Annotated in this window: 14 protein-coding genes; 4 read left to right on the top strand and 10 right to left on the bottom strand. The window is 60.6% G+C overall.

Translation table 11 applies throughout. The features are described from left to right. Nucleotides 1–108 precede the first annotated feature (108 nt). The 7 genes from ACUN0E_RS32880 to ACUN0E_RS32910 all read right to left on the bottom strand — a co-directional run bounded on the left by ACUN0E_RS32880 (nt 109) and on the right by ACUN0E_RS32910 (nt 6,763). Nucleotides 109–1,266 (bottom strand): DSD1 family PLP-dependent enzyme, encoded by a 1,158-nt coding sequence (locus ACUN0E_RS32880; RefSeq protein WP_445569206.1) that lies wholly within the window; start codon nt 1,264–1,266, stop codon nt 109–111. A gap of 122 nt (nt 1,267–1,388) precedes the next feature. Further along, nucleotides 1,389–2,930 (bottom strand): M81 family metallopeptidase, encoded by a 1,542-nt coding sequence (locus ACUN0E_RS32885; protein WP_445569207.1) that lies wholly within the window; start codon nt 2,928–2,930, stop codon nt 1,389–1,391. A gap of 24 nt (nt 2,931–2,954) precedes the next feature. After that, entirely contained in the window at nt 2,955–4,181 is a 1,227-nt protein-coding gene (locus tag ACUN0E_RS32890) for a tetratricopeptide repeat protein (protein WP_445569208.1), read from the bottom strand. A 22-nt stretch (nt 4,182–4,203) separates the two neighbouring features. Then, on the bottom strand, nt 4,204–4,635 hold the full coding sequence (locus ACUN0E_RS32895) for an ExbD/TolR family protein (RefSeq protein ID WP_408335938.1): 432 nt from the start codon (nt 4,633–4,635) through the stop codon (nt 4,204–4,206). 10 nt (nt 4,636–4,645) lie between these two features. After that, a complete protein-coding gene (locus tag ACUN0E_RS32900; RefSeq protein ID WP_408223573.1) occupies nt 4,646–5,074 on the bottom strand; it encodes an ExbD/TolR family protein in 429 nt (142 codons plus the stop codon). Nucleotides 5,075–5,086: 12 nt separating this feature from the next. Further along, nucleotides 5,087–6,058 (bottom strand): MotA/TolQ/ExbB proton channel family protein, encoded by a 972-nt coding sequence (locus ACUN0E_RS32905; protein WP_445569209.1) that lies wholly within the window; start codon nt 6,056–6,058, stop codon nt 5,087–5,089. Between the two features lie 69 nt (nt 6,059–6,127). Next, nucleotides 6,128–6,763 carry an energy transducer TonB gene (locus ACUN0E_RS32910; RefSeq protein ID WP_445569210.1) on the bottom strand — a complete coding sequence of 212 codons (636 nt, stop codon included), beginning with the start codon at nt 6,761–6,763 and terminating at the stop codon, nt 6,128–6,130. Between the two features lie 217 nt (nt 6,764–6,980). Here ACUN0E_RS32910 and ACUN0E_RS32915 point away from each other — a divergent pair, with 217 nt between their 5' ends. Further along, nucleotides 6,981–7,640, top strand: a complete 660-nt coding sequence (locus ACUN0E_RS32915) for a helix-turn-helix domain-containing protein (protein WP_445569211.1) — start codon at nt 6,981–6,983, stop codon at nt 7,638–7,640. Nucleotides 7,641–7,773: 133 nt separating this feature from the next. On the opposite strand, the gene ACUN0E_RS32920 is transcribed toward ACUN0E_RS32915, so the two are convergent. Beyond that, nucleotides 7,774–9,234, bottom strand: coding sequence for a M81 family metallopeptidase (locus ACUN0E_RS32920; protein WP_445569212.1), 1,461 nt, complete (start codon nt 9,232–9,234; stop codon nt 7,774–7,776). Beyond that, the gene (locus ACUN0E_RS32925) at nt 9,234–10,889 is read right to left on the bottom strand and encodes a serine hydrolase domain-containing protein (RefSeq protein ID WP_445569213.1); all 1,656 of its coding nucleotides are present in this window, start codon (nt 10,887–10,889) and stop codon (nt 9,234–9,236) included. The genes ACUN0E_RS32920 and ACUN0E_RS32925 overlap by 1 nt, the downstream gene beginning before the upstream one ends. Nucleotides 10,890–11,266: 377 nt before the next feature. Here ACUN0E_RS32925 and ACUN0E_RS32930 point away from each other — a divergent pair, with 377 nt between their 5' ends. The 3 genes from ACUN0E_RS32930 to ACUN0E_RS32940 all read left to right on the top strand — a co-directional run bounded on the left by ACUN0E_RS32930 (nt 11,267) and on the right by ACUN0E_RS32940 (nt 14,424). After that, on the top strand, nt 11,267–12,637 hold the full coding sequence (locus ACUN0E_RS32930) for an MFS transporter (protein ID WP_445569214.1): 1,371 nt from the start codon (nt 11,267–11,269) through the stop codon (nt 12,635–12,637). A 144-nt stretch (nt 12,638–12,781) separates the two neighbouring features. Next, nucleotides 12,782–14,020 (top strand): NAD(P)/FAD-dependent oxidoreductase, encoded by a 1,239-nt coding sequence (locus tag ACUN0E_RS32935; RefSeq protein WP_445569215.1) that lies wholly within the window; start codon nt 12,782–12,784, stop codon nt 14,018–14,020. 212 nt (nt 14,021–14,232) lie between these two features. Beyond that, nucleotides 14,233–14,424: a DUF2399 domain-containing protein gene (locus ACUN0E_RS32940; protein ID WP_408223589.1), complete on the top strand. Its 192-nt coding sequence runs from the start codon at nt 14,233–14,235 to the stop codon at nt 14,422–14,424. A gap of 153 nt (nt 14,425–14,577) precedes the next feature. Here the strand turns inward: ACUN0E_RS32940 and ACUN0E_RS32945 are convergent, their stop codons facing one another. Beyond that, complete coding sequence (locus ACUN0E_RS32945; protein WP_408223591.1) at nt 14,578–14,766, bottom strand: type I restriction-modification system subunit M N-terminal domain-containing protein; 189 nt, start codon at nt 14,764–14,766, stop codon at nt 14,578–14,580. Between the last annotated feature and the right edge of the window lie 23 nt (nt 14,767–14,789).

Consider the following 14,789-nt stretch of genomic DNA (forward strand, 5'->3'; position numbering starts at 1 on the left):
CGCCAAGGAGGCGCAACAGTTAGTAGTACGTTGGAGAACTTTCCAACATAGAATCATTTGCAAACCGCACAAAACCGACAATATGAGAATCTCGGCGAAGGCGCCAGTCTAGCGGCTATGGCCGCGAGCACTCACTGGCCATATGACCTCAACGCTTCCCCGGCGAAACACAATGATCTCGTCATGCAGATTGAGCGTCGGGTCGCAATGGCCCGGCACCAGCAGCAACTGGCTGCCCAGCGCAGGTTTGACGACGTCGCGATTGAGCATCTGCACACTTCCATGTTCGTCGTTCACGACCGTGTAGTGCAAGGTGCGGCTTGCGCCATCATCGCCCCAAACCGTCGGCAAACCGGAATCGACGGCGAGAGACTTGAGTCCCGCGTCGACCACCACGATCCGTCCGGCGTCACTATTGCCAACGCTGATCACCGACGCGGCGAGAAACAGGCTGTGTTCGAAGCGCAGCGCGTCGGTATAGACGTTGCGACCGTAGTCCCCATCCATGAAGGCATAGGAACCGGGCTGCACTTCGGTGTAGACCCCACTGGCGAGATCGAACTCGACGCTGCCACTGCCGCCGCCCGTGACAACCGCGCAGACCACACCGTCACGGCGGAGTGCCTCGACGACCTCGGCCGTGCGAGCCGCGGCGACTCCCGAGGCATCACGCCGCTCGGCATATTCGCGGATGTGCTGGATACCGCCGTGATAGGCCTGCAAGCCTTTGAACGTCAATTGAGCGTGGGCGGACATCACCTCCAGCAATTGCAACACCTGCCTGGCATCGGCAACACCGCAGCGGTTCTGGCCGACGTCGATTTCGACGAAGACATCGATACGGCTGCCGTGCACGGCGGTTGCCGCCGCTAACGCCATCACCTGATCCGGGTGGTCGACACAAACGCTGAAGCGCCCATGCAACGCCATCCGCGCCAGCAAGTCCAGCTTCGCCGAACCGATGATTTCGTTGCTGATGTGAATATCCGTGACACCGGCATGGAGAAAAGGCAGCGCCTCGCTGACCTTCTGGCAGCAGATGCCAACTGCACCGCGCTGGATCTGCGCGAGTGCGATCGCCGGGCATTTGTGCGCCTTGGCATGCGGACGCAACGCTACGCCGGCCGCGTCGGCTCGCGCCTGCATGACGTCGAGATTGCGCTCGAATGCGTCGGCGTCCAGCAGTAGCGCGGGTGTATCGATGCTTGTTATCGGATTCCCCGGACTAGTTGCCGGTAGAACCTGGATATTTTGAATGCTGCTCATAGTTCAATGTAGATCCAGTCGGATCGGGTGGTCGACCGTTGACGGACTCGCTCGCGAAATGCCAGGCTGCCGGCGCCTGGCGACGCAGCCGACATAGCGTGAGCGGTCCGGGTAAATAAAACTCAAGCGTCCCGAGTTGGCTCGGCAACCTGCTCGGACCTGACTCGCACGACGTCTTCATGGAGTGGCCAAAGGTGCTGCGCGAGGCGCGAACGAGGAAACGATGCGACATCGGCTGAACTCAGTCCCGGGCTATCGACAGTAATGATTGCCGAGGCCAGGGCATGGAATCCTGCCCGGAAATGGTTGGAGCTTTTGAGCGCAACGATCTTGCGGCACTTCACGTCGATGCCATGAAGCAGCAACATCGCGTGATCGAAGGTTTGCGTCGGACGCGAGATAACAATAACGTCGACGCCCTCGATGATGAGCCTGCACGATGTCCCCAGATCGAATTGAAGGCCCTCCAGCATGGACCCTGGAAGACTCGTGAAGCGGCCGTCGGTAATGGCTTTGACATACGCTTGTGCAACGATGGGAGCGCCTTGCATCTTGCCGAACTTCCCGCCGAGTTCGACTTCTATCGTCGCGCCGACGCCGGCACGCTCAGCTTGCTGCGCGACGTCTGGATCGTGAATCGCCACGAAGCACGCGGTCTCGGGCGGAAGCTGCGCGTGCAGAAGCGCCCGCAACAAATGCGTCGCATCGCCAGGCGCGCCGCCACCTGGGTTGTCCGAACTCTCGTTGATCACAACCAGACCTGACTCGACCGCAAGGGCCTGCCTGACGCCCTCCTCCGGCGCAAGGACCTTGGGCCTGAACGCCTCCCGGTTAGCCCAGATCCAGTCGGCAACTTCGTCGGCGCAGCGCTGCGCGAGGTCAAGGTCGCCATCGGTCGTACACACCACCGTGAGGCACGGCGCGGGAATATCGGCGTACGGAAAACCATGGAACCAGGAGCAATCGATCACCCCCGGCCGTTCACCGATACGCGCGCACAAATCGTTGACGTCCGCCGCGGGCAACCCGGAATCCGTGCTCATGACGATACCCAGCATGGGCAACTGGTGAATTGCAGTGACCGGCCTGATCACCCCGCGGGCTGTCTGGGCCAGCAGCTCGACAGCCTCGACGCCGCGCTGAAGGAGGTCCGTATGCGGATAGAGTCGGCACGGCAGCGTCAGGTCGCTATAGACACGCATCTGCTCGGTCATCTGCCCGTGCAGATCGTAGACCGATGCGATGGGCACCTCATCGCCGACCAACTCGCGTACCGCCGCGAGCAGGTCGCCTTCGAGATCGTCGATCCCCTCCACGACACCCGCTCCGTGCGGCGCCATCAAGACCCCATCAACCGGGAGTGCGTTGTTGATTCCGGTGAGCACAGATCGCTTCAGGTGCTCGTAGACACTCGCGTCAATGGTTCCGGACGGCCACGCGAAAGCCACGGTCGAGTAAACCAGTTCGATCCCCGACGCGGCGGCCGCTTCGATATAGCCGCCTACCGAACGATTGGTTCCTGCGTACTCGGCTTCAACTTCATCGCCACTGACACACCTGAAGCCGGATAGCTGGGTGTGACCCGTGAACTCCGTCGCATAGGTATTGGTCTCGTGACAGATTCCGGCGACGACAAATCTCAGGGTTGCGGGGGCATTATGCATTGGGGGCCTTTTTCGTAATATCGATCATGCACTACGCGATGCGAGCTTCCACAGTCGAGCCAGCGTGGCCGCTTCGCCATTGCCGGCGACGACGTCAAATGCATTCAGCGCTTTCCCCTTTTGACCGGCCAGGTAGTAAGCAATGCCAAGATGCAAGCGCGCTTCATTCGGATCCGCAAGGCCGCCTTTCGCAAGGCCCGTCTCGATCAAGGCTATGCCTTCCTGATTTTTTCCCGAGAGCGCCTCGTTGAAGCCGGTTTCGACCAACTCGGCGCCGTTGCCTACCGTAGCGGCCGGCTGCGGCTGAGCTGCCGCTTTGGTGGCGAGGTTCCTGAGCCGCTCGCCGCGTCCCGCATCCGCGCCTTTGCCCAGCACACCGGAACTGAACCCCTGGTTCACCACACTCAATGCCTCCGCCCCGTGCCCGGCCAGAATCGCGAGCTGCGCCATCTGGATGTAGTCACTTGCGCCACTCAGATTGTTTGTGGCTCGCTTGAGACGATAGACATCGAGTTCGAATCGTCCCGCGAATTTTGGATCTGCCTGCAGGCGGCCGAGTAGTTCGCCCCAATAAGCCGGTGTCGGATAATATTTAACGAGTTGTTCCAGCACCGCTGTGTAGCCGGCGTTGTCGTCCTGCTTCTGATAACAACTCGCCAGCAGTTTCAGCGCGTCAGCGTCAGGCGCACGCCCGGCGCGCATCTCCGCATCCACCGCCGGCCGGAGGATTTTTTCTGCTGCACCGGGGTTGCCCGCCATGTAGTAAGACTGCGCGAGCAGCGTTTTCATATGCTGATCGCCCACCCCCGCGCTCTGATAACGCTGCCCCCATTGCACGGCCTGCGCATAATTTCCCTGCTGATAGGCGAGACTCGCCAGAGCCGCCATCATCTTCTGCTGCTCCGCAACCGGCTGGCGGCCGCTCTGGATCAGCAATCCGTAGTCGCGTGCGGCCACTGCGAGGTCGCCGGCGGCAACGGCTGCCGCGCCGCCCATCTGTGCAATAACGTCGCTTTCGTATTGCGACTTGCCGGGCACGGCCTCTGCCTGCGCGACGCTCGCCAGCGCATCCTTGTAGCGTTGCGCCTGGTACAACGCACGCGCAGTCTGCAATGGTCTGGCTACTTCCGGCCGGAGGGTCTCGGCTGGAAACGCCGACTTGCTGACGAGCACAGCGCTCACCCCGATCGCTAGAAACAGCCCACGCAGCAGAGCGGACGACATGCGTCCAGAACTAAGTCCACGACTCATTTTCCACCTATCCCAGACGTTCCTACTGCATGAATTGCTCATTGCCGACGAGCGCGATTTTGGTGACGCCCTGCCGTTGCGCCGCCGCCATCACAGCAGCCACGCGACGGTACGGTACCAGCCGGTTGGGTCTGAGATGCAGCTCCGGCTGGTCCGCTTGCGCCGCCACCGTCTTAAGGTGCTGATCGAGATCCCCTAGGTCCGCAAGGGGCGCACCATTCCAGCTGATGGTGCCATCGAAGTCCACGTCAACCTCCACCACCGGCGGCGGAGCCTTCACGACGGGAGGCGGCGTACCCACTGGCATATTCATCTTCACCGCATGCGACTGGATCGGGATGGTGATGATCAGCATGATGAGCAGCACCAGCATGACGTCGATTAATGGCGTCGTGTTGATCTCGACCAGTACTTCGGGTTCCTGATTACCACCCGCCGGAATGTTCATTCCCATTTCTGCCTCCTCACCCGCCGTGCGCAACCGGATTCGTAATGAAATCTACCTTCGCGATACCCGCTCGCTCACACGCCACTACGACTTTGCCGACGTATTCGTAACGCGCATTCTCGTCACCCCGGATCTGGACCTCGGGCTGCGGCTGCTGTATCGCGACCTGCTTCAGGCGCGCCACCAGCGTCGGCATATCAATGTGCTGTTCCGACCAGAACACGTCGCCGTCGCGATTAATCGCAAGCACGATGTTCTTCGGCGTGGTCTGCAACGGCTGGACCGTCTGCGTCGGTAACCGGACGTTCACGCTATGCGTGGCGACCGGAATGGTGAGCAGGAAGATGATGAGCAACACCAGCATCACGTCCACCAGCGGCGTGGTGTTGATCGACGACATCACCTCATCGTGCTCGTCGCTGCCTTGTCCCGCACTCATGGCCATGATCTGCTCCGCTTACGACGTTGCTGCCTTCATGGATCGGCGCGAGGACGCGTCGTCAGGAACGGAATACGAAGAACCCTTCGTGACCGTGCCCGCACTGCTCAGGAGTACGGTATGCAGTTGTGCGCCGAAGCCGCGCACCCGCTCCATGACGGCCTTGTTGCGGCGTACGAGGAAGTTGTAGCCGAGCACCGCCGGCACGGCGACCGCGAGACCGATTGCCGTCATGATGAGCGCTTCACCCACCGGACCCGCCACCTTGTCGATCGACGCCTGTCCGGCAATACCGATTGCCGTCAACGCGTGATAGATACCCCAGACCGTACCGAACAGACCCACAAACGGCGCTGTCGAGCCGACTGTCGCGAGAAACGCGAGACCATCCTGCAAGCGATTGGAAACAACCGTGGTTGCCCGTTCGATCGACACGCTGATCCAGGTGTTGAGATCGACTTTTTCGAGCAGCACCCCTTCGTGATGGCGACTCGCTTCGATCCCGCTGCCCGCTATGAAGCGAAATGGGCTGGCTTCGTCCAGTTGCTGCACTCCGGCTTCGAGGGACGGCGCATCCCATACCTTCTCGTCAGCCGAACGCGCACGACGGTTGGCACGGAATTGCTCGAAAAATTTGGTCACCATGATGTACCAGCTGCCCATCGACATGATCACCAGAATGACGAGCGTGGCCCGCGAAACAATGTCGCCGCCTTTCCACAGCGCATCGAGCCCATACGGATTCGACACCCCTTCGGTCATTGCCACCGGCGGCGGCGGAATGGGCTGGTCGGTCTGCTCTGCCAGCGCTTGCACAGCGGGCGCGGCGCTCGTCTGTGCGCTCGTCTGTGCGCTCGTCTGTGCGCTCGGCGTGGCGGCCGTGCTGCTGGCGGACTGCGCATAGGCGGTCCCCGTTGCGCTCAGCAGTGCCACAGAGGTCAGGGCGAAAATTGCGCTTGCCGCAATGGCGGCCAAACTCGGGTTCTTCATGTCATCACTCCAAGATCGTTCTTCATAGACCTGGCAGGTAGCGCCCGCCAGCATTGCTTGACGTTGCCTTCAATTCAGATTGAACGAGAACGGTACCTGTACACGAACGTCCTCTCCTTGCGCGACACAGTTGAACTGCTTGACTGCGTTCACTGCGGCCCGATCGAGAAGGGGATCAGCCGACTTCACAACCTGCACGTCCTGCATGTTTCCGCGTGCGTCCACCACGAACTCCACCAGTACGTCCCCCGTAATGCTGTTGCGCTGGGCTTCACGCGGATACCGCATCGACTGCCTCACCTGCTGCGAATTCGGGCAAACCACCCCCACTTCCGTGTGCACCGCATGCGCAGGCGCTGCCGCAACAACCGGCGCGGGCATGGGTGCGGATTGCGGCTGAGGCGTGGCCGATCGCTGCGCCAGCACCGGCTGCTGCGCTTGTGCGGGAACCACCACTTCAGGGGGCGGAATGAACGGCGGCGGGGGCGCGAATTTCGGCGGGGGCGGCAAGATGATCGCCGGCTTGGGCGCAGGCGGTCTCACCTCTTCGACGATTCTTGTTTCGATGGGCTTGCGGATCACCTCAATCACCTTCGAGGCGAGACCATTCACCAGAATGTAGATGAGCGCGACGTGTAGGAGTGCCACAAATCCGATACCGCCAACGCGGCTGGCGGAATAGTGGCGCTGACCAGCGTATTTCATTTGTCCCTCCTCCAAGCACCCGCGCCTTGCTGGCGCTCCCCGGGTGTCATTTCTCATATCTGTCCACATCGCAGCCAGACCGTTATCGCTGCGTGACTCACACATTACACCAACAATTTTCCAAATAGAACATTTTTTTCCACAATGAATAATTTAGGACGTAATGTACGTGTAATGAAAATTTTTGGCATACTGGTCGCTTATGCGGAAAACACCTATGCGGAAAAATCTTGCTACCCACGATCCATCCAGTCTGAGCAAGCCCGGCCAGACCATTCGCGCGCTGCGTAACAAACTTGGGCTGACATTGCAGGAAGTCAGCCAACGCACCGGGCTCGCCATCTCAACTATCTCGAAGCTCGAGATGGGACGGGCGTCCCTGTCCTACGAGAAGCTCTCGCTTGTGAGCGCCGGTTTGGGCGTCAATATGTCGGAGTTGCTTGGACTTCTCGGCGAAAGCCCGGGCAGCGAGACAGCCCCGTCGGTGCCGGGCAGACGCATCATTCAGCGACAAGGTGAGGGCGTGGCCGTGCGGACTGGCCCCTATGTGGAGACGTTCCTTGCCGTGGAGTTGCTGAACAAGCAACTGGTACCGCTGATTGTCGACGTGCGAGCCCGCACCATCGAGGAATTCACCGACGAATTCGGCAGCCTGATCAGGCATTCCGGCGAGGAATTTATCTACATGCTGGAAGGCGAAGTCGAGTTCCACACAGAGTTCTATGCTCCTGTGCGGCTTAAGCAAGGCGAGTCAGTCTATTTCGATAGCAGCATGGGACACGCGTTTCTTGCAGCATCTGAGGGTCCGTGCCGCCTTCTGTCGGTGTGCACAAGCGCGGAGCAGCGCGTCATCGAGCAGCTTCAGAAGCAGGAATGACCCGAGGTTCTTTGCGCTAGCAAAGGGCCCTGGTTGCGTCTGACTCAGCAACGCTCAACGCCGGCTAGACGACGCGATTCAGCCGGGCGACCGCCCGGCCTGCATGAAGTTTCGCTCTCGCGTGTTCTCCCCGTCACGCCTCAAAAGGGTTCTCAACGCGCGGCCAGTAGTTGAGACTGCGAACGCGGTACGGGATATTGGCGAAATCAGGCGTTAATGCCCCCGCTGCCGACACGTAGAGCACTTCTCGTGCAATCGGCGCAAATTCCGCATGGAAATGCTGCGAGGATTTGACCACGACAATGCGCTTGCTCGCGAGGTCGATTCCGAGTCCGGTAAAGGCAGTTGGCGCAATGGTTTGTTCGCGCACCGTCATCAACACGATGTCAATGTTGTCATCCGTCGACACCCACGCCGCCGAACCCAGCGGGCGCGCCATAGCGCCCATGCTTTGATGATGTTCACCCGCTAGCGCGCGCACCGTGACCGTCAAATCCAGCGGCTCGCCGGAACTCACCCCCAACTTGCCGCCGATCCGAAGCGTAAGCCGCGTACCGACACCCGCTTCCCTGCAGACCTGCACCGCGCCGATGTCGTACATGCAGCCAAGCGCTACGTCTGTGATACCGCGTTCGATGAGCCGTCGCAGAATAAACGTGCTGTCGCATGGCGCGCCGCCACCCGGATTGTCAGCGAGATCGGCAAGCACCACCGGACCGCCGTCGCCAGTGAGCGCGCGATCCAGCGCGTCGTCGATCGACAGGTGTGCCGGGCGTGCCGCTTCACGCATGTCCCATAACTCCTGGCCTAGCTGCGCAGCGATGCGCTGAGCCGTGGCTTCATCGTTGTCGGTGACTACCCAGATCCTGGCGCCCGTCTCCGCCACATCTCCCCATGGAAAACCGTGGCCGAACGACACGGACAATACGCCGTCTTTCCCCTCCAGTGACTGCATGCGCTTAACGAAGTCGATCATCGGTTCGCAGGTGGTATGCCATTTACTTACCATGCGGCAATCGTGGACCGCGGTCACAGGACGCACGCGCCCTTCCGCAGTCGCCACGGTCAACGCAAACACCTCTCGCAGGCGCTCGATAATGTCCGTATGGGGATATTCCTTGTAGCAGATGATGACGTTTGCGTTGCGCTGCATCTGCTCGGTAAAGTGACAATGCAAATCGAGCTCCACGCCGATTGGCACCTCGTCGCCGACCAGCACGCGAACGGCCTCGAGTAGATCTCCTTCGCAATCGTCACAGTGTTCCGCGATCATTGCGCCGTGCAATATCAGCAGCACAGCGTCGACGGGAAGCGCCGCTCGCAGGTCCGCGAGAATTTCCTCGCGAAAACTCTCGTACACGCGCTGCACGGTACGCCCTGCCGGTTGCGCCATCGTAGACAGGCTCTCGACTATTTCGTGACCCTGCGCGGCCGCAAGCCTGCGCAATTCGGCTATTCCCACCCCGAGCCCGTCCGGCGCCACCTTGCTCGCATCGCCGTGATAAATCCCGAATGCCTCGTAGCCGCCAAGTCCGGTCGGACTCGGCGCGAAGGTATTCGTTTCGGTGATCAGCGTTGTGGTGAAAATTTTCATTATTTGCGCCCCTGGGTCGCGTTATCGTCAGTCCGTGCGAAATGCAGATTCATCGAGCGGGTGGTACTCAACCGGAAGCTGCACACCCGCCCCGCGTCTTCCCGCTCGACGACCAGCACCGCGGGCACGCTCAATTCCCCGGGCTTAACGGAGGTTGCAGCAACGTCTCGCGATATCACCTGCAGTTCGCTACTCCAGCCGCTGCGCACACCCCTGACGGCCAAGCTGACCTCGCTGCCGTCGAAGCTGATTGTTCCGCTCGCGGCAAGATCGTTCGACACGTAATTCCCAATAAACCCGCTAGCAAATTCCGCGACAGGCGGCGGAACATCCGGCAGGCGCACAAGCCGATCGACGTGCCCGCAATTGGACAACTCCATCACCGGCGCATCGCTCAGCAGCGACGTCGGCACATGGCGAAACGAGAGCGGCCCCATGCCGGGAAACGTCACGCAATACCGGCTTTGGTCGGCGACCACCGGCAACGCTATCGAGTTGAGCAGATTGAAGCCAAGCTCGCCGTTATCGTCGAGTATTTCGACGAGCGTTCGCGTGTCCTGCGACCAGTAGCGCCCGAGGAGCCCGGCCAGCTCCGCCGTTTTGACGCGTGGCGGTGCAGCCTCCAGTGCGTCGTCGCCAAGCAGCCGGTCGATCACCTGCCACGCAAGCTCTGTTGGACTGACCGGAGCGCCGTTGGTGATCACGATGATGTCGAGTTCGTGCGCCGGCACGGTAATCATCTGCGAAGCTCCGCCGGCCACCGCCCCGGCATGGTGGATCACCTCGACACCCCGATATTTCTCCCGCTCCAGCCCGAGGCAGTACGTGCCCACCACACCGCTCGAGTAACGGGCAGGCGACAGCATCTGCGCCCAGGTGGCCTCGCTGCCGATCCGCTTCGTGCCGCGCAAGTGCGCGAGCCATATGAGCATGTCGGCCGCGGTCGAGACGATCGAGCCTTCGCCCAGTAGATCTTCCAGCGGCAGAACACCGCGACGATAACTGCCGTCCGGCTGCGATACGTGCGGCGTGGCCCTGCCCGGCACCACGGTGAGGTCGCTCGGCACGGAGTCGGTATCCACCATGCCGAGCGGTTCGAAGATACGCCGCTTCAGGAAGGTTTCAAACGCCATGCCGCTGGCGCGCGCGATAGCGATCGACAATAGATGGTAGCCGCCGTTGCAATACGCCATGCGCTCGCCAGGCGCAAAGTTCGCGTCCTGTTGCAGCAGTTGATATCTGAACGCGTCGCCCTTTTCCATCATCGCGCCGACGTTACCCAGCACGCTCAGATCCAGGTAGCACCGGTATCCACCGGTATGTGTCATGAGCTGGCGCAGCGTCGGTTCGCCAGCGAGGACCGGCAACTCAGGGATATAGGCGCGAATGTTCGCATCGACATCAAGCTTGCCGTCTTCGGCGAGCAACAGTGCTGCGAGACAGACGAAGTGCTTGCTGGTCGAGCCGATGCGCATACGCGTGCCCGGCAGATTCGCCACGGCCAACTCCACGCTCGCGAGCCCGAAGCCCCGCCGGTAGAGCAGCTTGCCATGTTGTGCAATGCCAACTACCAGGCCCGGCGCATCACTGCGATTGAATCGCGCAAAGATGTCGTCGAGGGCACGCACTCGTGAATCTGGATCTGCGTCCGCCATCGGTCTCCTCCACAGGTCATCGCACCCCACCGGCGCAATGGCACGCAGTATATTGACCAATTTTCCAATAAGTCAATTTTTTCTAAAAAAGATAAATTCCGTCTCAACCGGGGTGCCGCCGGCATTGTTCGCGACACTCGCAAAACCATCGCATTCCGCCACAAGCCCCGCCTGACGGGCACAACACCTTGATGAACAAAGGTCTCGCAGTCAGTCGTTGACTGGATTGGTCGCCGATGTGGCAGTCACGGAGAAAAGTCCGGGCGTATTTTCCATATTGTAAATATTTTTCTTATTTGGCACTATGCAGAAAACCCACCGTGCCGACATCGGCCGGCCGGGACACTTGCATCCCAGGATGCCTAACAGGAATTGGCATGTCATCTACTTCGAATTCCAGCCGCGGTATCAGTCTGATACGCCTGGGCGGATACGGCGCGGGCGGATCCGCCAACGCGCTCGCCGCTACTCCAGTTCCCATGCTGCTTCTGTATTTCCTCACGGAATACGTGCATCTCGAGCCATGGCTTGCCGGGATGATTCTGGCGGCCCCCAAGCTGTGGGACGTCCTCGTCGACATGCCGATCGGACGTTATTCGGACCAGTTGGCGTTGCGCGCGGGCGGCCGTCTACGCGTCTGTATCTTGAGTGGGCTCGCGCTGATGGTGCTTCTGCCCCTAACCTTCTTTCACCCCGCGATCACCTCCAAGCCGCTGCTTGCCGCGTTTTATGTGCTGGTCCAGATTCTGCAAGCGACCTGCTATACCGTTTTCGGCGTGACTTTTCTCGCCCTGGCCGGTGACCTGGCAGCGGATTCCCTCCAGCGCAACAAATTCCTCACGGTCGGGAACCTCGGCGCCGCCCTCACTACGATTGCTCTCGTGGTTTGCGTACCGGTCCTGATCCGGTTCGGTGGCGGTGGCGAGCGGGGCTACCTGACCATGACCCTGGTGGTAGTAGTGGCGATGGCGTTCATGTACGCCTGGTTTTACAGCGCGGTTCGCAACGCCCCAGTTCACCCCGCCGCATTGTCAGAATCCTCCGCGGAAATGTCGCTGCGTGACGGCATCGTTGCTGTCCTGCATAACCGGGCGTTTCTTGCACTCATTATCGTGATCATCGCGCTCGGCACAGCGGGAGGCTGTCTGAATTCCCTGATTGCCTATGAAAATCAGTATCTGCTTGGACGCCGCCCCGAGGACCTGTTCCTGCTCGCGGGACCGGTGCTGATCGGCGGCCTCCTCGGTCTGCCGCTTGCCGTTCCGGTACTGCGCCGCCTTGGCGACAATGGAACGCTACGGATAGGCTTTCTCGTCACCGTTGCCGCATTTATCGGCTACTGGGCCGGCCTTGCCACTGGGTTGATACCGGTGGTCATGGTGGCCGGCGCGATCTACGGCATCATCTGTTCGGTAGCGGGTGTGGCCTTGACGGCCGCAGTGCTCGACACCGTGAAATCGTCCACGGGAGGACCCTCTCTTGGGCTTTACCTGGGCATGTTCATGTCCGCGCAAAAACTCGGCCTGTCACTCGGTGGCGTAGTCTCGGGCGGCCTCCTGTCGCTCATCGGCTACCACGCAGGTGCGCCTGCCACTGTCGAACTCCATCACCGCATTGCCCTGTTGGGCCTGGTGGGTCCTCTGGTTCCCCTGCTGATTGCCTGTGTCGCCATCTGGATGTTTGGGGTCTATAGCCAGCCGCCTTTGACGCGCAACAATCCGGTCGACTCCTGCGCCGAAACCTTCTGAGCTATACCGGGCAATGCGGAAAGCTAATGGCATTAGACGCTCGCCACCGCTAATCGCGGCCGTCGGCGCGTCGATCACCGAGCAGATCGCCAACATGCCGAATCGCATGGGCGCTGACATGAAACGAATCATAGGGAACGACCGATGAAGTTCGATACCATCGTGCTCGGCGCCGGCATAGTGGGTGTGTCGGTGGCTGCGCACCTGCAAAAACGCGGCCGGTCGGTTGCACTGGTGGACCTCAGGCAGCCAGGCAACGAGACCTCATTCGGCAACGCTGGACTGATTCAACGCGAAGGCGTCTATCCGTATGCATTTCCGCGCGGATTGCAGACCCTCTTGCGTTACGCACGCAACCAGTCGACCGATGTGCGGTACCACCCGGACGCGATGCTCAAGCTCGCGCCTTTCCTGTGGCAGTACTGGCGCAATTCGCACCCGCGCCGCCATGCGGCGATCGCCCGCTCCTATGCCACGCTGATCGAACACTGCGTGACCGAGCACCGGGCGCTTGCGCAAGAAGCCGGCGCGAGTTCTTTACTGCGTCCGATCGGCTGGATGAAAGTTTTTAGAACGGCAGCCAAACAGGACGAGGAAACGAGGCTTGTCGAGCAGTGGCATCGTGAATTCGGCGTCGAGTTCGATTCACTCGACGCCACGCGCTTACGCCAGATTGAACCGGATCTGGACACCTCGCTGCTGGGTGGCGTCCGATATGTCGCATCGGATTCGGTAAGCGATCCCAATGCGCTGGTAACCGCCTATGCAAGGTATTTTGAGCAACTAGGCGGCCGCTTTTTCATTGGCGATGGCACGACACTCAAGGACAAATGGGCGGTGAACACCCATGAGGGGCTGATTGAAGCCACATCTGTCGTCGTGGCGATGGGGCCGTGGTCGGAACAGGTGACCTCGCGGCTGGGTTATCGTTTGCCGCTGGCCGTCAAGCGTGGCTATCACATGCACTATGAAGCGCAACCCGGCGCGTGCCTGAACCATCCGGTGCTCGACGTCGAGCATGGTTACCTGATCGCCCCAATGAGCCGCGGAATCAGGCTGACCACAGGCGCCGAACTGGCACGCCGCGATGCGCCCCGAACGCCCACGCAACTGAACGCCGTTGAACCGGTTGCACGCACGCTGTTTCCGCTTGGGGCGCGTATCGACAGCGAACCATGGATGGGAGCACGCCCTTGCACGCCCGACATGATGCCGATTATCGGACCCGCAAGACGTCACAAAGATCTCTGGTTCGCATTCGGCCACGCCCATCACGGATTTACGCTGGGCGCCGTCACCGGACGCCTGGTTGCCGAGATGATTACTGGAGAATCTCTGTTGGTGAACCCTCACCCGTTTCGTGCCAGCAGGTTCAGCGCATGAGGCTGGCAGTCGCGGAGACCAATGGGTTAGAACTGCGGCGTGAAAGCGGCAGGGGAAAGGTTCCAGGAGACACCTGTTTCCTCTGCCGGATGTAAATGCGTTACCGCCGCATATAGGCCCTGCTGGTCGGCCACCTTATCGATTTTTCGGCCGGCTTACGACTTGAGAGTGCAGATCGCGAACCACGTAATGCGGGCATATGATGCCCGACCGTGGCGATTCAGTTCAGTTCTGCCGACTATGAGACCGCGGTTGAGGAACATGCACGCTCGGAACATCGGCTGGAGGGCCCGGTCGTCGAGGCGCTTTGGGATGCAGCGCTCGCGCCCGCGATGCAGGAGCATGGCCTGGCGTTTGCGGAAGAAGGGTTGAGCGACGAGTTGGTGAGAGATCTGAAGCGGTAAGGGTTCGGAATACGCAGCTTGTAGAGGCGGCGGCGCGCAAGGCGCGATGGCAAAAGAAAGAAGTATGGACCGCTCATTACCCGGTCACAGCCGCAAAGCTGCGTGAAGATCCTCGCGCTCGAACGCGCTCGCTATGCGCCCGATCTCTGCCTGCTAGCCGCCCACTTCGTGGGTAACACCCTGCGATAACTTCCTCACGACGTTGCCCGAACACATCGGAACTCGCTTGAGAAACAGCATCCCAAAGATATATTCCTTAAACTCGGAAGCGTCCGTCTTGCCGCGCAGGATATCGGCGACTTTGAACAGCTGGCGCTTCAGTTGCGGCAAAGTCAGAGGCATTAAAAACCCGGAAAGTGTATTGA

The organism is Paraburkholderia sp. D1E (genome assembly GCF_052682275.1).

Bases quoted from the DNA above. Each gene is read 5' to 3' on its own strand.
- ACUN0E_RS32920 (WP_445569212.1), bottom strand. From the start codon at position 9,234: ATGAAAATTTTCACCACAACGCTGATCACCGAAACGAATACCTTCGCG.
- ACUN0E_RS32915 (WP_445569211.1), top strand. From the start codon at position 6,981: ATGCGGAAAAATCTTGCTACCCACGATCCATCCAGTCTGAGCAAGCCC.
- ACUN0E_RS32905 (WP_445569209.1), bottom strand. From the start codon at position 6,058: ATGAAGAACCCGAGTTTGGCCGCCATTGCGGCAAGCGCAATTTTCGCC.
- ACUN0E_RS32885 (WP_445569207.1), bottom strand. From the start codon at position 2,930: ATGCATAATGCCCCCGCAACCCTGAGATTTGTCGTCGCCGGAATCTGT.
- ACUN0E_RS32890 (WP_445569208.1), bottom strand. From the start codon at position 4,181: ATGAGTCGTGGACTTAGTTCTGGACGCATGTCGTCCGCTCTGCTGCGT.
- ACUN0E_RS32935 (WP_445569215.1), top strand. From the start codon at position 12,782: ATGAAGTTCGATACCATCGTGCTCGGCGCCGGCATAGTGGGTGTGTCG.
- ACUN0E_RS32880 (WP_445569206.1), bottom strand. From the start codon at position 1,266: ATGAGCAGCATTCAAAATATCCAGGTTCTACCGGCAACTAGTCCGGGG.
- ACUN0E_RS32930 (WP_445569214.1), top strand. From the start codon at position 11,267: ATGTCATCTACTTCGAATTCCAGCCGCGGTATCAGTCTGATACGCCTG.
- ACUN0E_RS32895 (WP_408335938.1), bottom strand. From the start codon at position 4,635: ATGGGAATGAACATTCCGGCGGGTGGTAATCAGGAACCCGAAGTACTG.
- ACUN0E_RS32925 (WP_445569213.1), bottom strand. From the start codon at position 10,889: ATGGCGGACGCAGATCCAGATTCACGAGTGCGTGCCCTCGACGACATC.
- ACUN0E_RS32900 (WP_408223573.1), bottom strand. From the start codon at position 5,074: ATGGCCATGAGTGCGGGACAAGGCAGCGACGAGCACGATGAGGTGATG.
- ACUN0E_RS32945 (WP_408223591.1), bottom strand. From the start codon at position 14,766: ATGCCTCTGACTTTGCCGCAACTGAAGCGCCAGCTGTTCAAAGTCGCC.
- ACUN0E_RS32910 (WP_445569210.1), bottom strand. From the start codon at position 6,763: ATGAAATACGCTGGTCAGCGCCACTATTCCGCCAGCCGCGTTGGCGGT.